The following is a 22,240-nucleotide window of genomic DNA, read 5'->3' on the forward strand; positions in this document are numbered from 1 at the left end:
TGTCCACCACTTTTTCAAAATTTATGTCATTCAGTCCGAAGTAAGGCCATATAAATTCTCCGCATTGCGTGTCGTCTGTTCAGCCACTTCTCCCAGCGGAATCCCCTTAATTTCGGCGACTTTCTCCGCTATGAAGCGCACGAAAGCCGGTTCATTCTGTTTGCCGCGCATCGGGGCCGGCGCCATATACGGGGCATCTGTCTCAAGCAGCAGACGCTCCAACGGCATCTGCCGGACGATTTCGGGCAGGCGGGCCGCATGTTTAAACGTCAAAGGGCCGTCAACCCCCAAATACCATCCCATTTTCAAAAGGTCCTGCGCCATCTCCCAGCTTCCGGAGAAGCAGTGCAGAACACCGGAAAGCCCCCGCCCCTCCCGCTTCAGGATAGCCAGCGTGTCGCCATGTGCCTCCCGGTCGTGGATACATACGGGAAGATGAAGCTGACGGGCCAGATCCAGCTGACGGATAAAAATCTGCTGCTGGAGGCTGCGTTTGTCCGAATCCTTTTCCCAATAATAATCCAGCCCGATTTCACCGATAGCTACAACGTGCGGCATATCCGTCCAGGCCGCCAAAACATCATCATCCTGTCCGGTCATGGGAAACGCCTCTTCCGGATGAATACCGACGCCGGCGTAAACACCATCAAATGCCCCTGCCAGCTCCACAGCGCGTTCCGAGGATTCCAGCGTATCGCCCATGTTGATCAGGCGTGTGACTCCTGCTGCTCTCGCCCGCTCCACTGCATCCTTTTCCTGTCCGCGAAACTTCGCGTCATTCAGATGCGTATGCGTATCGACCCATTCCATCAGCGCACCTCTGTGCCGGCAGGCATGTCTACCTCAACCAGACGCAGCTGATTGCCGTCGGCAGCTGCCAACACCATACCTTCCGAGCGCACTCCGCGCAGTTTGGCCGGCTTGAGATTGGCAACGAGGACGACATGACGGCCGATGAGCTCCTCGGGCCGATAATACGGCGCAATTCCCGATACGACCTGACGCGTTTCCGCGCCCAGTGAAACGGTCAGTTTCAGCAGCTTATCTGCTTTCGGCACAGGCTCAGCCGTCAGAATCTCCGCCACACGGAGCTTCACCTTGCCAAACTCCTCCATGCCGATCACGCCGTCCGGCAGCCTGGAAGCAGGCTCAGCTGTCTTTTTTCCACTCTTTCGGACAGGTTCCGGTGACGCCGGCGCTTCTTTTTCCACCTCGATGCGCGGGAACAGCTGCTCCGGCTTACCGACACGGAGATCATTCGGCGTACCGCCCCATTCCCGGATATCCGCAAGCTGAACGGCGCTAAATTCCTGCGGCAGATTCAACTGCTTCCAGATCCGCTCCGCTGTCACCGGCATAAACGGCGAGATCATGATACCGATATGGCGCAGAGACTCGACAAGATTATACAGGACATTCGATAACTCCTGTTTTTTATCCGGATCTTTGGCCAATGCCCACGGAGCCGTTTCATCGATGTATTTATTGGCCCGGCTGATGAATGCCCATACTTTCTTTATCGTCAGGGACAACTCCATCTTTTCCATGTTTTCTTCAAAGAAACGAACCGTCTCGGCTGCATCAGCTTTCAGCGAGCGATCCGTTTCCGTCTCGCCCTGCGGTGCAAAAACCACGCCCTGCTGGAATTTGCCGACCATGTTCAGCGTCCGGTGAAGCAGGTTGCCCAGATCGTTGGCCAGATCGCTGTTGATACGCTGGATCAGTGCATCCCGGGAGAAGTTTCCATCCTGCCCCAGGTTAATCTCGCGCAGCAGGAAATAACGGATCGCGTCGGCACCAAATTCCTCAATAAGTCCAATCGGATCTACGACATTGCCCTTGGATTTCGACATTTTATCCCCATCGACAATCAGCCAGCCGTGACCGTAAACTTTTTTCGGCAGCGGCAGATCCAGTGCCATAAGGATGCACGGCCAGATGATCGTATGGAACCGGACGATTTCCTTGCCGACCAGATGAAGATCTGCCGGCCAATATTTCTGAAACTTTTCCGGATCGTCAAGGAAGCCAATCGGCGTCAGGTAATTTGTGAGCGCATCAAACCAGACATAAATAACGTGCTTCGGATCAATAGGGACAGGGATCCCCCAATCAAAGGAAGTACGTGAAATGCAGAGATCATCCAAGCCCTGCTTGATGAAATTGATCATCTCATTGCGGCGCGAAACCGGCTGGATAAAATCCGGATGTTCCTCAATATAAGCGAGTACGCGATCCGCATACTTGCTCATTTTAAAGAAATACGCCTCTTCCGAAACCTCCTGCACCGGGCGGTGACAATCCGGGCAGCATCCATTTTCATCGAGCTGATGCTCCGTCCAATAGCTCTCACACGGCGTGCAGTAAAGTCCTTTATAGGAGCCTTTGTAAATGTCGCCCTTCGCATAGATACGACGGAATACCTCCTGAACCACCTGCTCATGCCGTTTCTGTGTCGTGCGAATAAAATCATCATTGCTGATGTGAAGAAGTTTCCAGAGATTCTGAAAGCCGGCAACAATTTTGTCCGTATATTCAATCGGGCGGATTCCCGCTTCTTCCGCTTTCTGCTGAATCTTCTGCCCATGTTCATCCGAACCGGTCAGAAAAAATACATCATAGCCGGCCAGCCGCTTAAAACGGGCGATGGAATCCGCAATGGTCGTGCAGTACGCATGGCCGATATGCAGTTTGGCACTCGGATAGTAAATGGGCGTCGTGATGTAAAACGGTTTTTTCTCTGTCATGAAACATGATCCTCCTTAATACGCAACCCCGCTAAACTACATGCAGCAACGATTTTCTTCATGAATGCCGCTGCATCGCCCTTACATGAAAAATAACCAATCGGTCTCCGCTGACGCTTGTCCTCCTGGATTTTCATCGTAATGATTCGGGTATGAGTCTGTTTTTCATTATATACCAATCCTTACACGAAAAAAAGACCTCACTGCGGGGCCTTTTCTCCCTTATGGGCCAGCAAAGCCTGATATACATCCCGCCGGCTGACGGCAAGCTGCCGGGCGGTCTGCCGCATGGCTTCCTTTTTGTCCATTCCCTGCTCCATAAGACGAAGGCAGAATCGGGCGGGGTCCTCCGTCACTTCCGCTGAGTCCTGCGCACCGTCAGATTGTTCCGCCGGCCCGGCACCTTCCACCACAAGGACAAACTCTCCGCGCGGATTATTTTCCTGATAATAATGAAGCAAATCTTCCAGCCTGCCGCGGCGAAACTCTTCAAACCGCTTGGTCAGTTCGCGGCCGAGTGCAGCCCGGCGGTTCCCGAGGCAGGACAGCAGCTGCTTCAGGGTATCCCTCAGATGATGCGGCGCTTCATAAAAGATCAATGTCCCCTCGCAGGTATGAAGCGAGGACAGGACTTCCTGCTGTTTCCGGGATGTCCGCGGCAAAAAGCCCACAAAGGTAAACCGCGTCGTATCCAGCCCCGAACAGATCAATGCGGACAGCCCGGCATTGCATCCCGGCAGAGGGGATACGCGAATCCCGGCCTCAATGGCCAGCGATGCCAGATGGCTTCCCGGATCGCAGATGCCGGGCAGTCCGGCATCGCTGACGCAAAGGAGATCCTCTCCCTGCAGGATATAGCGGATAAGCTCCGGCCCCTTCGTGTATTTATTGTGTTCATGATAGCTGGTAAGCCTTGTGTGAATATCAAAATGCGTCAGCAGCTGGCGCGTATGGCGCGTATCTTCCGCAGCGATCAGGCTGACCTCTCCCATCATGCGCACGGCCCGATACGTCATGTCTTCCAGATTGCCGATCGGCGTCGCGCAGAGATACAGCGTTCCCGGTTTCGTTTGTTCTTCCATTTCTTTCCGCCTTTCCACTTCCCTGCATCATCGGATGAATACCTTCTATGCCATACCATAAATCTGCAGAATTTCCCGGGTATACCCTCCATCGGCTTCATGAACGATCAGCGGCGGCTGCACCCGCAGACCTCCGGGCGCAGCTCCGACTACAGCTTCAATGAGCATCATATTCGGAGCGCGGTTTTCACGCGGCTGCACCATGCAAAGGCGTTTCGGTTCCATCTGATGCGCATGCATTGCCGTGATGATTTCCCCCAGACGCTCCGGCAGATGCACCATAGCAAAATGCCCGCCAAAGCGCAAAGCATAGCGGGCTGCCGTGACAACATCCTCCAGTGACGCCGTAAATTCATGTCGCGCTCTCGCCACGCCTGACATACGGTTCACCTGGCCATGCCGCACAGGCCGATAGGGAGGATTGGCCAAAACCACATCAAAGGACTCTCGCGGATACAGGCTGTCGATCTGACGAAAGTCTCCCTCGCGGACGAAAATTTTTTGTTCTAATTCATTGATCCAGACATTGCGGGCCGCCAGTTTCGCCATAACCGGATTCAATTCCACAGCATCCACTCTGGCTGCCATATCCGCAATGAGCAGCGGAATGACGCCGGTCCCTGTGCCAAGCTCCAACACCCGCTGGCTGCGTTTCAGCTTCACAAAATGAGCAAGCAGAACGGCATCGAGCGAAAAGCAGAACTCCTGCGTATTTTGAATGATTTGCCGGCCGCTCCGCATGAGGTCGTCCAAACGTTCATGTTCATTCAGGCGAATTTCCCTCATTCGTCGGACTCCCTGCTTTCTGCACCAGACATATTGCGACGCTCCCGCCGCGGCCGCTTCTCGCGGACCGGACGCCCCGTCTCACGCCCTGTATGCTCACGGTTTTCCCGCGGACGGCGGCTGGCACTGCGATGACTGCGGCGCGAACCGCGGCCTTCCTGGTCTTCACGATGCGGCCTGCCCTCCCGGGCTGAGGAACGGTCATTATTCCTCTTTTCCCCGCGCGGCCTGCGAATCCGCTCGCGTCGGCCTGTTTCCGGCCGGCGTTCCTCCGGCTTGTGCTCTGCTGAATCATGCTCAAAAGCAGCATCGGCGGGCATGACGTCCTCCTCATCCTTCTCGATGACATCTTCCCAGGATGCTACAATGGTCCGGCTGTTATCCAGCAAAATGGTCGCGGTACGGCGCTGCGGATTGAGGGAAATAACCTTGCCCTCTCCCTCGACGGAAATAACCCGGCTGCCCTGCGCAGGCGGCTGGATTTTTTTCGGCTTTTTATGACACTCTCCGCAATAACAATCATTTTCATATTTCAGGCAGCACATCAGCCGTCCGCAGATTCCTGAAATCTTTGTCGGATTCAGCGACAGATTCTGTTCCTTGGCCATGCGAATGGATACCGGCTCGAAATCCCCGAGGAACGTCGCACAGCAAAGCGGCCGACCGCAACAGCCGATGCCGCCCATGAGTTTGGCCTCATCCCGCACGCCGATCTGACGCAGCTCAATGCGGGTACGGAAAACCGAAGCCAGGTCTTTAACCAGTTCCCGGAAATCAATCCGCCCGTCGGCGGTAAAATAAAAAATGATTTTATTCATGTCGAAGGTGTATTCCACCTCGACCAGTTTCATCGGCAGTCCATGCTCCTGAATCTTTTTCTCGCAGATACCGAAGGCTTCTTTTTCCCGTTTCTTATTTTCTTCCAGACGCTGCATATCGGCCTCGCCGGCAATACGCTGAACGACCTTCAGCGGCTGGGTAATCTCGCTTTCTTCCACCTCGCGCGGGCCGATTACCATCAGTCCGCATTCCATCCCGCGCGCGGTCTCCACGATGACGCGCTGGCCCGTCCGGATCTCCAGACTGCCGGGGCTGAAATAATATATTTTTCCCGCTTTCTTGAAGCGGACTCCGATTATCGTTTGCAAAATGTTCCTCCTGTGTTTAGGTCAAGTCGCGCATGCGTATCAGAAATCCTTCCGTCTGCAGACGCAGATTAACGTTTGCCTGCAGACGCCGCTGCAGCCCGCGTACCTCTGCCAGCAAGGAAAAAATCCGATGCTCCGCAAAGCGCGGCAGCAGATCCAAAAGCCGCTGACGGCAATCCTGATGATAGATCAGCGGGCTTCCGCCGTCTTCGTGAAGCACAAGCAGATCCCGCAGCAGCATGTTGAGATACAGAAGCCACTCCAGCAGCCTTTCGCGATCCATCTCGCCCTTTTCCTTTCCCTGACGCCAGACTTCCTCCATGTCCATCGTGTCAAGCTGTTCCAGAAAAGACAACGCATCATTGCGCAGGGAAAGGCCGCCGTGTTCGCAAAGGACCTCAGCGCGCCCCAGACTCCCATCCGACAAGACGGCCAGTTCATCCGCCTCGTCCGGCTGGATGCCCTTTGCCCGCAGCGCCGCTGCCATATCGCCGCGCGGCAGCATCCCGAAGGCGACCGGCATGCAGCGCGAGACAATCGTATCCGGCAGGGATCCGCGGGCGCTCGTGATCAGAATAAACGTCACGGGGCCTTCCGGCTCTTCCAGCGTCTTGAGCAGGCTGTTGGCTGCCGCTTCATTCATCCGTTCCGCCTCATCGATAAGCACAACACGACTCCCGGACAGGATCGGATAACGGGAGGCAATCGTCTGCATGGCCCGAATCTGATCGATGCGGATCACCGATGCCGATTTTCCCCGCGACTCCGGCAGAATCTCATAATAATCCGGATGGCTGCCGGCCTGCATGGCCCGGCAGGACTCACAGCGGCCGCAGGGATCGTTTCCCGCTCCGCACAGGATCGCCGCCGCCAGCGCCCGGGCCATTCGCTTCTTGCCAATACCATCGGGGCCGGTAAACAGCAGGGCATGCGGCAGCCGTCCCTCCTGCATCATCGTGCGCAGCTGTTCTTTCTGAGACGAATGCCCGATGATGGTTTTCCAGTCCGTCTCCATCACATATAAAGGTCGACCAGCAGGCCGCGGATGACATCATGACTGGCGGCAACATCCAGCTGGTCGGCCTGCCCCAGACGAATTTTTTCCGCCATCTCTTCCAATTTTTTATCGATTTTCCGCACCGTCGTATATACCTTCTGACGCCCCATGCGATCCCATCCGGCCTGCGTATGCAGTTCATACATGCTGTTGACGGCTTCCCCGACAAAATTGCGGATCAACGTCCGGTATGACTTCAGTTCATCATACGTCGGCGTCCTGGACAAGCGGGCCCCCTGTTCATCAATCTGCCGGAGCAGTTTATCCATCTGCTCGCTTGTGACCCGGCCGTTTTGTTCCAGCAGCTCCGTGCTGAAATCCGTCTCCGTATCATGCACATGTTCTTCCTCTGCACTGCGGGTCATCGAAAGGGAGGTTCCGTGTGCAGTCGTCGTATCGATCTTCATCGGCATAATCTGTCACCTGCTTTTGCCCTGACTCGTTCTATTCCCAATCGGCACGTTTGGGAGCATGCTGAGAAAAAGAGGGCTTCCTTGCCATCATTCCTTCTTCGAATCGCCTGCGCCGTACGAATCGTTCACGCTCCCTGTCCGATAAAAGCTCCAAGATAAATTATACCGTTTCAGCCCCCAATATGCAATCAATACACCTGCGAAATATTCGTGACCGCTCCCGTATCACCGCTGAAAAACAGGATTTCCGCTGCGCCGAAGCCAGAAGAATGCCCCCACGCAAATCAGGACGGACAACAGTGAGCCGGCCGCGGTCGCAAGCCCCATCGGGAAAAGAGTAGAAGAATACCAGACCGAAGCCAGATAGGCGAGCGGTATGCGCGCCGCAATGATGGAAATAACGTTGTGAAGAAAAGAAAATTCCGAGCGTCCGCAGGCACAGAAATACCCGCTGAAACAGAAATGTATCCCGGCAAAGATGCAGTCCAGAATATAGCCCTTGAGATAGGCAGCACCCGCAGCGATGAGCAGGGAATCAAAGGTAAACAGCGCGACCATCCCTTCCGCGGCATATTGAGTAAACACGGAAACAAACAGCCCGAAGCACACGGCGATACACAGCGCATACCCCAGCGTCTGCTGCGCCCGGCCGACTTTTCCGGCGCCGATATTCTGTGCGCCGAGCGCCGATACCGTCGACAGCATCGAGGACGGAACGAGAAAAATGAAGCTGATGATTTTTTCGACAATGCCGACGGCGGCCGCATCCGTCAGACCACGCATATTGGCGATGACCGTGATGACCAGAAAAGCAATCTGTATCAATCCATCCTGCAGCGAGATCGGCACGCCGATGCGCAGAATACGGCGCATCATCGGAACATCCAGATGAAAATCCGAACGGCGAAGAGAAAAACCCGCCCCACCGCGCCGGACAAAGTTCAGCGCCAACACGACGCTGAACGCCTGCGAAACCACTGTGCCAAGCGCCGCGCCGGCCGGCCCCATCGCCAGCCAGCCCATAAACAAATAGTCCAGCGCAATATTGCAGACACAGGCCGCCGCGACGAAATACATGGGATGTCTGGCATCGCCCAGACCACGAAATACCGCCGCAATCATATTGTATGCGGCAACGAACGGCATGCCGAGAAAACAGATCAGCAAATACCGCTCCGTTTCCGCGGCAGCTTCGGCCGGCGTCTCCATCAGTCCGACAATCCATCCGCTGGTCATCCCTCCGGCTGCTGTCAGCAGCAGCGAGATCAACAGGAATACCATCATCGCCGTACCGGCCGCCGTTTGGATGCACGCCCGCTTTCCGGCGCCGACGAACTGAGCCGTCACTACGGTCGCTCCCATGGACAGCCCGACGAGCATGACGGTCAGCATGTGCATCACCTGACTGCCTATCGATACCGCCGTGATCCCCGCCGCACCCTCAAACTGGCCGATGATGAAAAGGTCCGCCATGCCATAAAGCGTCTGCAGAAAATAGGAAAGAAAATAGGGCAGCGAAAACGCCCCCATCGCGCGCAGAACACTGCCGCTCGTCAGATTGTTCACGAAAACGCCTCCATCCCAGTCAAAGGACGTGGGCCAGCTTCATCCTCACGATTCGCCGGACGGATTCATTTACCCGTTCCTCGCTGATCTCCCCGCTCTTTACCGCATCCAGCAATCCCAAATATACATCCGTCTCATGCGCGTATTCATGACAAATCAGCACCATATCAGCGCCGGCCTGAACAGCCCTTTTCCCCAGCTCGCGATAGGGCGCATGATTGGCCACCGCGCCCATTTCCAGATCATCGGTAATCACGACGCCGGAGAAGCCGAGCTTCTTGCGCAAAAGTCCCGTCATAACCGCCTCAGACTGGCTCGCCGGATGTTCAGCATCCAGCGCGGGATAAATAAGATGAGAAACCAGCACGAAATAATTTTCCGGCGATTTATGTCCAATCACAGCGCGAAACGGCACGAGCTCTTCCTGCTCCAAACCGGCCTCCGTCACATCGACGCGGGACACTTCCCGATGAGAATCCACCCGGCTCCGGCCAATACCGGGAAAATGCTTGAGCGCATAGATCATCCCCGCTTTTTCATATCCGTCCGCCGCCCGCGATACAAAAGCTGCCGCCGTCTGCGCATCGCCGGAATAATCGCGGGAATCGCCGCCGTTTATATCCGCAACCGGAGCAAAGTTGACCTGTATCCCGTACTGCTGCAGTATGGCGGCGGTCGTCCCCGCACTCTCCTCTGCCTGTGCGGGATCGCCGCCCATGCCGATCTCCCGCTCCGAAAGGGGAGCGGGAATCACCGCCCGCCCGCGCGACACACGGCCTCCCTCTTCATCCAGCCCGATAAAGAGCGGCAGCTTCTGCCCGGCCTCTTTCCCCTGCGCATATTCCTGCAGCTGCGCAGTGAGGGACTTCAGCTGATCCCCCGATTCGATATTGCGGTCGAAGAGCAGGATGCCGCCGATATGAAACTGGCGCAGCATATACCGGCTGTCCTCATCCAGCTGCTTTCCATGAATGCCGATCATGACCATCTGCCCCACCTTCTCGGACATCGTCATCGACGCCACCAGACGATCGGCCTGCTCATCCAGCGTCAAAGGAGGGATTTGCTCCTCCGCGGTCCGGTCCGAGAGAAGATCGGGCCGGCATCCGGCGGAAAAAGAAAGAACCAGCAGGAGCAGGCCGATGAAAACGCCCAGCCTGCACCGCAGGGACAAAAATGCCCCGGCACTCCGTTTATCCATGAACCTTTCCTCCGTTCTATACCTTGCAAAAGCGCTCCGGCAAACTGCACGGAAAACGCAGACAGATTTAGTCTATCACAAATCAGCAGTACCGAAAAGCCATCCCGATGAACACGCGCACGAGAAAATGGCCGCCGGATAAAGCCGGCGGCCATTTTTCATCGATGCCGTTATTTGCTTTTGTGCGGGTTGTGCGCTTCATACTCGCTCTTGATATTCTGCATTTCCCGATCGTGGCGCTTCTGTTCCTCTTTCATACGCTTGTTGTATTCTTTGTCGCTGATCTCGCCTTTCCGGTGCTGATAGCGAAGCGCGCGCAGATTCATCCGGTGCGTCGTTTCCTCTTCGTGCATGCGATGACTGTATTTGTTCGTCGTGCCATCGGCATAAGTTTCCTGCCTGTGTTCGCGATGATGTGCCTCGGATACATTCGTCATTGCTGCCGCGGCAGAGCCAAAGGCCATCATACCGACAAGGAGCAGCGCCATCGTTTTTTTGCGATTCATCTTCATATCTTTTCCTCTTTTCTCCTGAGCCTCTTCCAGCCTGAAAATCCCTTTCTGGCAGATAGTATAAAGCCAGTGGATTGGAATACGCTTAGATCGCGCTGACAGCCCGGTTATAATCTCATTAGTCCGGTCTTAGTCTTTCATGCTGAAAATCCCTCAGCAAAGCCCCTGATCCAGAAGCTGCCCGATCTGCCACATGACGCCATGCTCATCATTGCTGCGAGTCGTAAACCGGGCCGTCTTCCGGATCTCCGGATAGGCATTTTCCATCGCATAGCTGTAGTAAACGGATTCCAGCATTTCTTTATCGTTCATATAATCGCCGAACGCCGCGCACTCTTCGGGACAAAGGCCCATACGCTCCTGTATTTTCCGAACGGCCATCCCTTTATTGGCCCCCTGATTTGTCACGTCCACCCAGTAAGCGCTGGCGAGCACGACCTGCATCGAATCCGCGTACGGCCGCATCAAAGGATACAGTTTCTCCGCCGCGTCGGCAGCGGGAGTAAAAAACGATGTCTTGATCGGTTCATCCTCTACGGCGGCAAAACAGTCGGTCAGCCGAATCTCCCGAAAATACTTCGACAATTCGTCCATATAGCGCTCCGGCTTCTCCGAACGAAGCAGATACGCCGCCTTCTTGCCGCAGAAAACGCTGATGGTGTCCGTCCGGCCCCCGGCATGATCCAAAATCTCCAGAGCGCGCCGCCTGTCCATGACATTCGAAAAAAGCTCCTGCCCGCGGCGGCGGACCATCGTTCCGTTATCGCTGAGAAACAGGAACGTATCCACATATCGCGCAAAGGTCGCCGCCAAAGAGTCATACTGCCTGCCGCTGGCCGGGGCAAACAATACCCCCCGCTCCCTGAGCCGGGCCATAACCGCATCAAATTCCGGCGGCAGCTTTCCTTCACTGTCCAGCAACGTCCCGTCCATATCCGATAGAATCAGCTTAATCATCGCACACCCCTTGTTTTCGCCGTAAAGCTTCTGACGCTATGGATTCTACCACAGACCCGCGCCATCGCGCAACAAAATCTGCAGCTGCAGTCACGCCTGTTTCTGACGGAGGTACCGGATGGCCGACAGGCCGGCTTCCGCCCCCTGCCAGACGGCCTTGGCGATCTGAAGCAGTCCGCCTGTGCAGTCGCCGGCCGCAAAAAGGCCCGGCACATTGGTCGCCATATGCTCATCCACCCGTATGCTGCTGCCATCGGTCAGCGCTCCGATCTTGCGGGCGAGGTCTGTGCTCCCCGCCGTTCCAAGGGCCAGGAACACGCCATCGGCAGCCAGCGCCGTACCATCATCCAGGCGGACGCTCCGCACCCGCTGCTCTCCTTCCACAGCGGACACAGGCTCCCGATGGACCTCGATCGTCTCAGGAATGCGCACCGCCGGCTCCGCCCCATTCGTCAGCATCATCACCTTTGCTGCATGCGGAAGAAGCACCTGCGCCTCGTGCAGGGCATATTCGCCGGCGCCGATCACCGCCGCCGTTTTTCCCCGGTAAAAAAAGGCATCGCAGACGGCGCAGTAGCTCACACCGCGGCCTTCATACTCCCGGATCCCGGGAACATTCAGGCTCTGCCTCGATGCCCCTGCCGCCAAAATGACGCTGTCGGCCTCCCAGGTCTGATCCGCTGTCTCAGCCAAAAAACCGGAAAGCGTATCCGGAAAGGACAGCGCCAGCACCTCCTGCTCGATAAACGTCACGCCCAGCCGCTTCGCTCCCTCCACGCCGCGGCGCGCCAGCTCCGCACCGGAAATCGGCTCAGCAAACCCATAATAATTTTCAATGGACTCCGCCTTTGCCAGCCCGCCTGTCTGCGGACCGCGCGTCAGCACCACGACATCGGCTCCGCCGCGCCGCGCATAAAGCGCCGCCGACACGCCTGCCGGCCCTGCCCCGATAATCAAAACCTTAGCCATTTGACCTCATCCCCTGCCATCAAAATCCTGCTGTCTTATTCCACTGCCAGCACATTGAGTATAGACCATAACCAGACTATAACAAAAAAAGACCGGCTCTTCCGTGAGCCGGTCACAGGACAGACCTTTTCCCCAGAAACCTGCCCCGAAAAAATCGTGTTTCTGACATCACCCTCACTGCAGAACCGATGGCAGCCAAGTGGCAATCTGCGGCGCCAGACAGAGCAAAACAATCTCCAGCGCCATAATGGCGGCAAACGGTACAGAACCCCGGATGATCTGCCCAATCGTGCTGTCCGGACTGATCCCCTTAATGACGAAAAGATTCATGCCGACCGGCGGCGTGATGAGCGCCAGCTCCATGTTGATGAGCATGACGACGTTAAACCAGATAAGATCAAAAACAAGCGACTTGACAATCGGATAGAGCATCGGCAGTGTAATCAGGATGATGGACACCGTCTCAAGGACACAGCCGAGGGCCAAGAGCACCAGATTGATGCCGATAAAGATGAGCCAGCGATTGACCTGCGCATCCGTCACCAGCGACATAAGGGCCTGCGGCGCCTGCAGTGCCGTCAGGATGAAGCCGAAAAGCATGGCTCCGACCATGATGGCAAAGATCATGGAAGTCGTCTTGACCGTATCAGCCAGAACCTCGCCCATATCCCGCAGATGCACGGTATGATAGATAAAAAACGTAATCACAAGACTGTAGAAGGTACCGACCGCTGCCGCCTCAGTCGGAGTGAAAAGCCCTGTATAAATGCCGCCGACGACCAGTACCGGCAGCAGCAGCCCCCAGATATTTTCCCGCAAAACCGCCCATCGTTCCTGCCAGCTCGCGGCGCTCCGGCGCTTCATGTGGCGGCAGCGGAAGATGAGATAACCGATGAACAGCACCGTCATAAGAGCGCCCGGCACGATACCCGAAAGAAAGAGCTTGCCGACGGATTCGCCGGTGATGGAACCGTACAAGATCATCGGAATGCTCGGCGGGATCAGGATGCCAAGCGTACCGCCCGCGGCGACGGCGCCGAGAACCGTTGTGCGCGCATAGCCGCGCCGGAGCATTTCGGGGATGGCCATGGCGCCAATTGTCACAGCCGTGGCCACGCTTGACCCCGAAATGGCCGCGAAAATCGCGCAGGCAAAAATCGTCGCGATGCCGATACCGCCCGGCAGATGGCCGAGCCATTTGCTGCCGAGCTCAAAGAGTCCGTTTCCAACCCGCCCCTTGAGCAGGATCTCACTCATGAGGATATAAAGGGGCACGGCAACGAGCACGAAATCATCGAGTGTTTTATACGCGATAACGGGGATTTGCGTAAAGGCAGCCGGCCCGCCGAGAAACAGCAGCAGACCGAGCACACCGGCCAGCATGAGCACAAAGGCCACCGGCATGCCGAGAGCAAAAAGAGCCAGAATGATGATGGTATAAACTGCAGACATTCAGCGCACCTTCCCTTCCTGATTCTCTTCCGGACCGAGCGGCAGGCGCAGCAGCTCAAACAAAAAGCGCCGCGCTATCTCGCCGAGCAGCAAAAAGGAGCCGAGGACCAGCGCAAACTGCGGAATAAAAAGCGGAAACCGCAGAATCGAAGGCGACAATTTATGATACACGTAGGATGCCGTAACCAGATCCATGCTTTCCGTCATAAAAATCAAAAAGAGCAGAAAGGAAATCAGATTCAGCGCCATATCCAGTCTGCGCTTCGTTTCCGGTGCAAACCGGCCCGCAAAAATATCGACGCGCACATGCGCATTGCCGCGAAAGGCAACGGCCAGGCCGAGGAACCCCGCAATAATGACGGCATACGTCGCCGCCTCCAGCACCCATTCTGTCGGTGAATGGAACACATCCCTCATCACAATCTCATAGCAGATAATCAGAGCGGTAAACAGCAGCAGACATCCCGCAAGAACAGCGGCGAAACGCGTGACCCTGCCGAGAATACGATCATAGAGCAAAACCATGTCTTTACTTTTCATTGTCCTCCGCATCCTTTCTCAATTCCGATTCGCAGCCAGGCACTGATCGACAAGCTGTCGGCCAAGATCCCCCATTTTGCGGATGAAGTTCTCCCGGACCTGCATCGTGGCCTCCTGCCAGAGCGGCAGGTCCTCAGGCGGAATCTCATAGACCTCCATCCCGGCAGCGCGAAGCTTTTCCATACATTCGCGGTCCTGCTGACGAGTCTGCTCGCGCAGTTCATCACGCGTCTCTCTGGCACATTCCTCAACAATCCGCTTCTGTTCCTCGGTCAGCCGTTCCCAGGAACCGCCGTTGAGAGCCAGCACAAATTCGCAGTACGCGTGATTGGTCATCGTGAGATATTTCGCCACCTCATAAATCTTCCGCTGATACATGGCGGTAGTCCCGGAAGTCTGTCCGTCAATCGTACCCCGCTGCATGGCCATATAGACCTCGCTGGAGCTCATTGTAACCGGCGAAGCGCCCAGCGCCTTGATGGTCTCCGCCGGAATCTGCCCATACCCGCGCAGCTGCAGCCCTTTGAAATCCTCCGGTTCCTTCAATGGACGCTGGTTGTTGCAGAATTGCACATAACCGTAATCCACCCAGATCAACGGATGAACCCCTTTGCGCTCCATCTCACTCGTCAGCGTACGGCCCAGACTGCCGTCCATGGCGCGTCCTACCGCATCATAGCTGTTCAGAAGGAACGGCACGTCGAGCACGTTGAGCGCCGGCACGACCGTCGTCCACATCGCGGTGGAATTAAGCCCCATATCCAACCCGCCGGACATAATGGCATCGTTCATGCTCTTATCCGTATAAAGCTGGCCAGCCGGATAGGTTGTAATCTTTATCGTACCGCCTGAACGCTCATTAACCCGCTGCGCAAACCGCTCCATCCCCTGCGACAAATAATGATTCTGCGGCAAATGATAAGCAAGTTTCAGCTCAACAGGTCCTCCCTGAGAAGCCTGATGTTCACGAGCCATTTTCCCCAATCCGCAGCCAGACAGCAGCAGCATGGAAGAAACCGCCAATGCCATCACGAATATCAGCCGTTTTCTTTTTCCTGTCATCATTATTTTTGTACACCTCCAAAATCCATTTGTATCTTCATAATGTATGCAAATAAAAATACATGTGATTCACTGTAATGTTTAACGGTCCTTAGTGTACACCACTTGCATACAAAATGCAAGAATACCGAAAGAAAAATTTCGTTCTGCCGTTTTCCGGGCAAAACAAAAAGGACGAGAACCCCAAAAGCGGGATCCTCGTCCTTATAACAAGACCTTGGCACGATTCCGGACGCTGCCGGCAAAGAATCATGTTCTCTTTTTCGCCGGCAGCAAAAACGCCGCACCGGCGCAAAGCGCGGAAAGAAGCACCAGCAGGCCCATGACGGAAGCGATGCCATAAAAATCGGCATAGCGTCCGAGCAATGGCGCAACAATGCCACCGACGCTCATCGAAATGCCGAGCGTAACGCCGGAAGCAAATCCGATATTCTTCGCCAGATATTCCTGACCGATAACGACAAAAGAGGAATACGGCGCAAGCATAGCCAGACTCATCGGCAGCAGCATCGCGTAAACCGCGTAAATGCTGCCGGAGAATACGGCGATGGCCAAAAACGGGACAAGCAAAAGACTGCCCAGACGCAAGGTCCGGCGATACCCGTAACGATCCGCAAACCAGCCGCCGAAAAGCGTCGCCGCAACACCGGCAATGCTGATAACCGAAAGCGTCATGGCTCCCGCCGCTTCATTGGTGCCGAGCACCTGAATGCAGAACAGCGGCAGAAAACTCGAAATGCCCGTAAAAACCGTCGAACGAAAAAGAATCACGACAAAAAGCCGACCAAAAGCGGACCAGTCATTGTCTGCCGGGTTCCCAGCCTCTTCCGGCCCCGCGTCGGAACCTTTCGCGGCAGCGGCCTGACTGGCCGCAACAGCACGGCGCAAATGCGGGATCGCAAGGAGAAGCAGGATACTCATACCCGCCGCGGTAACGCCATAAAAAGCCAGTCCATGCATCCCAAAGGCCGTAACAAGGAAAACGGCGAGCAGCGGCCCAAAGCCGAATCCTGCATTGCCGCCGACGCTGAAAATACTCATGCCCTTGCCGCGCGCTCCCTGTGAAACGCTGTTGACACAGCGCGCAGCTTCCGGGTGGAATACCGAACTCGCAATCCCCATGATCGTGACCGCCGCAAAAATCAGCCAGTAATCGGACACGAATCCGGTCAGCGCCAGCGACGTCCCCGCAAAAAACACGCCGAGGGCCATAAACCACTGGCGTGAGCCCCGGTCCGCCATCCAGCCGAACAGCGGCTGGATGATGGAGCTCAGAAACGACGACGCAAACATCAGACCCGCTACCGCCGTATAGTCCATCCCATAATACCGGACAAAAAAAGGCAGCAGAGCCGGCAAAGACCCTGTATTGATATCATTGCTCAGATGACCTGCCGCAAGCAGGTAAAGATATTTCTTATTCAGATCAATCATTCCTTTCCGCCATGAATGACACGGTTTGGATTATACCACATTCCACCCAAAAATACACCGGCATATTCCCGCCCGCTTCCATCAGCAGCAGAAAAAACTCCGCACCCGCAGACAGGAAAATCTGCCTGCGGGTGCGGAGCACCTGAATGTTTATATCATCAGCCCAGTTTCAGCTTTTCTTGTGCCGAAACATGACGGTTAAAGCCGACTTCCTCCTTGCTCATCCCCATGGCAAAGCCGATGAGCTGCTGAAGATGAAGGACCGGAATCTCTGCGCGGGAGCCCACGGCATCACGGCCTTCCGGCTCATACATATCCAGCTGCATCTGGCAGAGCGGACACGGCGTCACGATGGCTGCCGCGCCGGCGCGGTCCGCGCTGTCAACGATCTGTCCGGTCACCGTCAAGACATCATGCTCGGCAGCCAGCTGCGCATGAAACCCGCAGCACTTGCGGTTTGCGTCAAACCAGACGGCATCGCCGCCCAGACGGCGGATCAGACGTTCCAGATATTCCGGATGCTTGCCGTCGCCATGATCCATAATCTCCTGCGGGCGCAGGATATGGCAGCCATAATAACCGGCTACTTTCATCCCATCAAGCGGCCGCGTGATCCGGCCTTCCAAAAGCTCCGGATGGTCGTCAAGGACCCAGAGAAAATGCGTGATTTTACTCGTTCCCTTATACTCATAGGGATGACCGGAATCCCGTAAGATCCCGTTGACCTTTTCCCTGAGCTCCTTGTCTTTGTCCAGCCGCTGCTTTGCGGTGCGGAGCTGCAAGGTACAGGTATTGCAGACGGTCATGATATCCAGCCCCATATGCTCGGCAATGGAAATATTGCGGGCATTGACGGCCAGCGCCGCCAGATCATCGACGCCCTGAGCATGCGACGCACCGCAGCAGGTCCAGTTCGGAATCTCCTCCAGCTCAATATCCAGCTTCCCGCAGACCTTTTTCAAAGAGGTATACGCCTCCGCTGCCGCTCCTTCCAGGACACATCCCGGGAATAATGCAAACTTCATGGTTATTCCTCCTCCTTCGATGCCGCTTCCGCATGTTTGACGATACTACGGATCGTGTCAATCTCCGGATTGACCGGATGCTTGTCCAGCGGATTCATCTTGCCGACATGCATAAGGCGCAGGGCCATCGGCGCCCGCAGGCCGGCGGCAAAGAACCCTTCGGATTTGATATTCAGCTTGGATTCATCGAGCGTGCCGGACTCGCTGATGTCATCGTAAATGGCCTTGGCGTGGCGGGCGCCGACATTGTCGTCTAGCTTATAGCGGAAGGTCGCAGCCTTGAGCTTTTCAATCGCTCCGGCAGGATCCAGTCCCTTCGGGCATTTTGCCGTGCACTCCTGACAGTTGAAGCAGCGCCAGAGTCCCGCATCCACCACCGCTTTGAGATGCTCCTCGGGACTGCGGTCGCGGGAATCAGCTACCAGCTTCTCCGCCTTGACGAATACAAACGGATCCAAAAAATCCTTCTGATTCAAGGTATTCTTATTGCATTCGGACACGCAGGAGCCGCAAAGAATGCAGCCCGCATATTTCTTGTATTTATTGAAATCTGCCGGCGACTGAAGGCAGCCGGTCTCCGCCGAAAATTCCTGTTTGGGCTGAACCGTCGGCTTGATTTTCTTGATGCGGGCATATTTGGGATCCCAGTCGACGATGAGATCACGGATCACGCGGAAATTCCCCAGCGGTTCAATCGTGAGCTCCGTCGTATCGTATCGTTTGACCAGATTTTCGACCAGCATCTCGCAGGACAGTTCCGCATTGCCGTTGACACGCACCGCGCAGGCACCGCAAATGCTGGAACGGCAGGAGCAAGTGAAGGAAAGCGTCGGATCCTGCTTTTCCTTGATCTGAGTCAGGGCTTCCAGCACCGTCATGCCGGTCGTCAGCGGAACGGTATAATCCTGGATCCATTTACGTCCCTCGACGAAGCGATGGATTCTGAGTTTCACATCCATGATCAATACTTCCTTTCTTTCGGCTGATATTTCGTGATGACAACATCTTTATACTCGGTACGGTATTCGCCGGTCTTTTTGTCCTTGAAAATCAGCGTATGCTTTAAGAAATTCTTGTCGTCACGCTTCGGGAAGTCACGGCGCGTATGGCCGCCGCGGCTTTCTTTGCGAGCCAGCGCCCCCTGAACAATGGCATGAGAGATCTGCAGCAGATTGCCGAGCTCGACATACTGCTCAAACGCCGTATTGTAGACATGCGACGGATCGCCGACATAGCAATGGGCATATTCCTCCTCCAAGGCCCGCAGCTCCTGCGTCGCCTGATTCAGCTGATTTTCCTCGCGGAACACGCCCGCCTTAAACCACATGGTATTGACCATGGCATCGCGGATCTCCGGCACCGTTTTTCCGCACCCTTCCGGACGGTTCGTCACCTCATCAAACCGGTCCTTCCACTTCTGGCAGTCCTGTGTCAGCTTATCCTGACTGCCGGCATAGGAATTGGCACGAGCATAATCCGCAGCCCCGTCTCCTGCCGTATGTCCGAATACCAGCACCTCGGACAGGGAGTTCGCCCCCAGACGATTGGCCCCATGGACAGAGACACAGCTGCATTCTCCGGCGACATAAACGCCCGGCACACGGGAGGCTCCGGTATGGAAGTCCGCCATCTCCAGTCCGCCCATCGAATAATGGCAGGTCGGACTGATGGGAACCGGCTCCTTCGTGATGTCGACACCGGCAAAACGGCGGGACAAGTCGAATACCTGCCCCAGACGCTCATGTACGCGCTCCGGCGGAATCTTCGTAAAGTCCAGATAGACGCCGGCATGGATGCCCTCGCCGACGCCGCGGCCCTGTTCAATCTCTGTGGCAATGGCACGGGCTACGATATCGCGCGTCGCCAGCTCCATCTTTTCGGGCGCATATTTTGACATGAAGCGCTCGCCGTTCTTATTGATGAGCAGCGCTCCTTCCGAGCGGCTGGATTCCGAAAGCAGGACGCCGTTGGCCGACAAACCGGTCGGATGAAACTGCACCATTTCCGGATCCTTGAACGGAATGCCGATATTCATGCCGGCTACAATGCCGTCGCCTGTCGAGCTGTACGGATTCGAGGTACGAATCCAGTAAGCACGTCCGTAGCCGCCGGTTGCAATGATGATCGATTTGGCCGGAATGCCAAGGAGATTGCCAGTGCGCATATCGATAGCCACCACGCCGTTCAGCTGATCCTCTTTCTCCCCGCTCATGCTGATTTCCAGCATCTGACACTCGGAAATGAAATCAATATCGTGGGCCAGACACTGCTCAAAAAGCGTATGCACCATGGCATGACCGGCGCGGTCCTCAAAGTAAGAGGCCCTTGCATGGGAGTGACCGCCCATCTTGCGCTGGTGGAAATGTCCGTCCGCCTGCCGGTTATACGGATAGCCCATATAATCCATTTCGTAAATGTTGGCGCCGGCCCGCTCGGCAAAATACTCAACAGCATCCTGATCGCAGAGGTAATCGCCGCCCTTAATCGTATCAAACGTATGGGATTCCACGCTGTCATTCGGATCCGTAACGCCCGTGACGCCGTTCATTCCGCCCTGCGCCATGGTCGAGGCCGAACGCGTTGGAATCAGCTTCGTCATGACGGCCACCTTCAGATTCTTATCTTCAGCCGCTGCCAGCGCCGCGCGCATCCCGGCGCCGCCGCTGCCGATGATCAGCACATCATACGTTACATCACCGCGCTGCACCTTTTCGGGAATATTCCTCCCGTTCCAGGTGAAGTAAGAACCTGCAGCCAGCACCACACCGGCCGCTGCCGCACCTTTGATAAAGGTACGACGCGAAATCTCTCTGGACATAATATCCCCTCCTGAAACTTACCATTTCGTCTCAATTTTTATCATTCATTATATAAATCTATTTTACATAACAAAAAACTATCAGGGAAATACATCCTGCTTATGACAGGTATTGAAAAAACGAATAAACGAAATCGGAGCCGCGGACAAAATGAACCAACATTTTGTCCGCGGCTCCGACCGCAAAAGAGAAACCGCATCGGATAAGCCCGGAGAAATTCAAAGGGAGCAAAAACTCTCTCTGAACAAGCCTCACTTTATTACCTCCGGCGGTAAACGATATGACTGCGCAAGAGATATTCAAACGGCAGACTCAGACAGTGAACGAGACGCGTAAACGGAAAGAGAATCGCTGTCATCATCCACATAAACATGTGGAACTGAAAGATGGCAGGGACGTTCTTCATGAGGCTGACATCCGGCGAGAGCATGAGCACGGAGCGGAACCACGGCGAAATGCTCTCACGGTAATCGAATCCGGCCGTTATATTGGAAAGCGTCGCAGCCGTTCCCGAAAGAATCGTCAGCAGCAAAACGAGATACAAAAGCCTGTCCATGCCGCTCGTGTTGACTTTCATACGGCTGCTGCCGAAAAAGCGGCGCTTCATGAGCCAGAGAAAACCGCCGAGGAACAGGACGGCGGCCGGGATGCCGCCCGCGAGCGAGATCATGTGATACGTCGCTTCATCCGTCCCAGCCGCCTCCGTGACGAATTTCGGCACAAGGATGCCGACAAAGTGTCCGCCAAAGGCCATCAAAAGGCCGAGGTGGAAAACAGGGTTCGCCCACTTGAGGCTCTTCTTCGAGAGGAACTCGCTGGACTTCGTCGTCCAGCCCCGCTCGAAAAACACGTAGCGGACGATCGTGCCGCCGACGAAGATCGTCAGGGCGATGTACGGCAGGACGCCGTAGAAAAATGTATTCATGGCTTTACCTCCAATCCTGCCGTTTCTGTCAAGACAATATCCAGCAAAAAAGCATGCGGCAGCTTCGCTTCAATGAAGCGCGTGCGCAAAAGCTCGACGCGCGGCCGGATGCTCTGCAGCACCTTGCCCGCCTTCCCGGGCGGCAGCGATGCGGCAAGCTCCAGCAGAGCCGGCAGATAGTCCGGCAGCTGGTTCGGCATGTCGAGACCATTTTCAAGAAAGAACGCCTTGTAGCGGTGCATCTCCTGAGACTGCTTGCCGAAGTCCGTGCGCTCCTGCGTCGTCAGATAAAGATTCGTATTCTGCGAGAAGTCGAAGGACCGCACATAGAGATCTTCGTACTCCTTTGCGCCGGTCTCTTCCACAAAGCTCAGAAAATCGCCGAAAACAGCGGATGCCCGGCTGTCCCCGATTTCCCGCAAGGCCCTGCGGCAGTCCGGCAGCTCCTGCCACCAGACGGCGTCCGGATATTCAAAGAGATGCGCGGTAAGCAGCAGCACCTTCTGATAGTCCTGCATATTCCTCTCATCCATCCTGTCAGCCAT

General features: G+C 55.6%; 21 protein-coding genes. All 21 read right to left on the bottom strand.

The features are described from left to right. Nucleotides 1-30: 30 nt before the first annotated feature. Nucleotides 31-810 (bottom strand): TatD family hydrolase, encoded by a 780-nt coding sequence (locus FYJ78_RS00995; protein WP_154619529.1) that lies wholly within the window; start codon nt 808-810, stop codon nt 31-33. Beyond that, nucleotides 810-2,747, bottom strand: coding sequence for a methionine--tRNA ligase (metG, locus tag FYJ78_RS01000; RefSeq protein ID WP_154619530.1), 1,938 nt, complete (start codon nt 2,745-2,747; stop codon nt 810-812). The genes FYJ78_RS00995 and metG overlap by 1 nt, the downstream gene beginning before the upstream one ends. A 200-nt stretch (nt 2,748-2,947) precedes the next feature. Next, entirely contained in the window at nt 2,948-3,829 is an 882-nt protein-coding gene (gene rsmI / locus FYJ78_RS01005) for a 16S rRNA (cytidine(1402)-2'-O)-methyltransferase (protein ID WP_154619531.1), read from the bottom strand. 45 nt (nt 3,830-3,874) lie between these two features. Then, nucleotides 3,875-4,615 (bottom strand): tRNA1(Val) (adenine(37)-N6)-methyltransferase, encoded by a 741-nt coding sequence (locus tag FYJ78_RS01010; RefSeq protein ID WP_154619532.1) that lies wholly within the window; start codon nt 4,613-4,615, stop codon nt 3,875-3,877. Further along, complete coding sequence (locus tag FYJ78_RS01015) at nt 4,612-5,763, bottom strand: PSP1 domain-containing protein (RefSeq protein WP_154619533.1); 1,152 nt, start codon at nt 5,761-5,763, stop codon at nt 4,612-4,614. Before FYJ78_RS01015 ends, FYJ78_RS01010 begins: the two co-directional genes overlap by 4 nt. A gap of 16 nt (nt 5,764-5,779) precedes the next feature. Continuing rightward, nucleotides 5,780-6,778 (bottom strand): DNA polymerase III subunit delta', encoded by a 999-nt coding sequence (gene holB / locus FYJ78_RS01020; RefSeq protein WP_154619639.1) that lies wholly within the window; start codon nt 6,776-6,778, stop codon nt 5,780-5,782. Continuing rightward, a complete protein-coding gene (locus FYJ78_RS01025; protein WP_154619534.1) occupies nt 6,778-7,233 on the bottom strand; it encodes a YaaR family protein in 456 nt (151 codons plus the stop codon). The genes holB and FYJ78_RS01025 overlap by 1 nt, the downstream gene beginning before the upstream one ends. A gap of 225 nt (nt 7,234-7,458) precedes the next feature. Further along, nucleotides 7,459-8,799 (bottom strand): MATE family efflux transporter, encoded by a 1,341-nt coding sequence (locus FYJ78_RS01030; RefSeq protein ID WP_328597597.1) that lies wholly within the window; start codon nt 8,797-8,799, stop codon nt 7,459-7,461. 19 nt (nt 8,800-8,818) lie between these two features. Continuing rightward, on the bottom strand, nt 8,819-10,000 hold the full coding sequence (locus tag FYJ78_RS01035) for a glycoside hydrolase family 3 N-terminal domain-containing protein (protein WP_154619535.1): 1,182 nt from the start codon (nt 9,998-10,000) through the stop codon (nt 8,819-8,821). A gap of 170 nt (nt 10,001-10,170) precedes the next feature. Further along, nucleotides 10,171-10,512: a hypothetical protein gene (locus tag FYJ78_RS01040; RefSeq protein WP_154619536.1), complete on the bottom strand. Its 342-nt coding sequence runs from the start codon at nt 10,510-10,512 to the stop codon at nt 10,171-10,173. A 153-nt stretch (nt 10,513-10,665) separates the two neighbouring features. Beyond that, a complete protein-coding gene (locus FYJ78_RS01045) occupies nt 10,666-11,469 on the bottom strand; it encodes an HAD family hydrolase (protein WP_154619537.1) in 804 nt (267 codons plus the stop codon). Nucleotides 11,470-11,559: 90 nt separating this feature from the next. Continuing rightward, nucleotides 11,560-12,438, bottom strand: coding sequence for an NAD(P)/FAD-dependent oxidoreductase (locus FYJ78_RS01050; RefSeq protein WP_154619538.1), 879 nt, complete (start codon nt 12,436-12,438; stop codon nt 11,560-11,562). A 174-nt stretch (nt 12,439-12,612) separates the two neighbouring features. After that, nucleotides 12,613-13,890, bottom strand: a complete 1,278-nt coding sequence (locus tag FYJ78_RS01055; protein WP_154619539.1) for a TRAP transporter large permease — start codon at nt 13,888-13,890, stop codon at nt 12,613-12,615. Further along, nucleotides 13,891-14,430, bottom strand: a complete 540-nt coding sequence (locus FYJ78_RS01060; protein WP_154619540.1) for a TRAP transporter small permease subunit — start codon at nt 14,428-14,430, stop codon at nt 13,891-13,893. Between the two features lie 18 nt (nt 14,431-14,448). After that, nucleotides 14,449-15,459: a TRAP transporter substrate-binding protein gene (locus tag FYJ78_RS01065; protein WP_154619641.1), complete on the bottom strand. Its 1,011-nt coding sequence runs from the start codon at nt 15,457-15,459 to the stop codon at nt 14,449-14,451. Between the two features lie 282 nt (nt 15,460-15,741). Next, on the bottom strand, nt 15,742-16,926 hold the full coding sequence (locus tag FYJ78_RS01070) for an MFS transporter (RefSeq protein WP_154619541.1): 1,185 nt from the start codon (nt 16,924-16,926) through the stop codon (nt 15,742-15,744). Between the two features lie 158 nt (nt 16,927-17,084). Next, nucleotides 17,085-17,951 carry a CoB--CoM heterodisulfide reductase iron-sulfur subunit B family protein gene (locus FYJ78_RS01075; RefSeq protein WP_154619542.1) on the bottom strand — a complete coding sequence of 289 codons (867 nt, stop codon included), beginning with the start codon at nt 17,949-17,951 and terminating at the stop codon, nt 17,085-17,087. A gap of 2 nt (nt 17,952-17,953) precedes the next feature. Beyond that, a complete protein-coding gene (locus tag FYJ78_RS01080) occupies nt 17,954-18,910 on the bottom strand; it encodes a succinate dehydrogenase/fumarate reductase iron-sulfur subunit (RefSeq protein ID WP_154619543.1) in 957 nt (318 codons plus the stop codon). A 2-nt stretch (nt 18,911-18,912) separates the two neighbouring features. Next, entirely contained in the window at nt 18,913-20,769 is a 1,857-nt protein-coding gene (locus FYJ78_RS01085; RefSeq protein ID WP_154619544.1) for an FAD-binding protein, read from the bottom strand. Between the two features lie 260 nt (nt 20,770-21,029). Continuing rightward, a complete protein-coding gene (gene narI, locus FYJ78_RS01090) occupies nt 21,030-21,695 on the bottom strand; it encodes a respiratory nitrate reductase subunit gamma (protein ID WP_154619545.1) in 666 nt (221 codons plus the stop codon). Further along, nucleotides 21,692-22,240: a nitrate reductase molybdenum cofactor assembly chaperone gene (gene narJ / locus FYJ78_RS01095; protein WP_235899745.1), complete on the bottom strand. Its 549-nt coding sequence runs from the start codon at nt 22,238-22,240 to the stop codon at nt 21,692-21,694. The genes narI and narJ overlap by 4 nt, the downstream gene beginning before the upstream one ends.

This window comes from Wylensekiella montiformis, assembly GCF_009697385.1.
GTDB classification, from domain to species: domain Bacteria; phylum Bacillota; class Negativicutes; order Selenomonadales; family Selenomonadaceae; genus Selenomonas_A; species Selenomonas_A montiformis.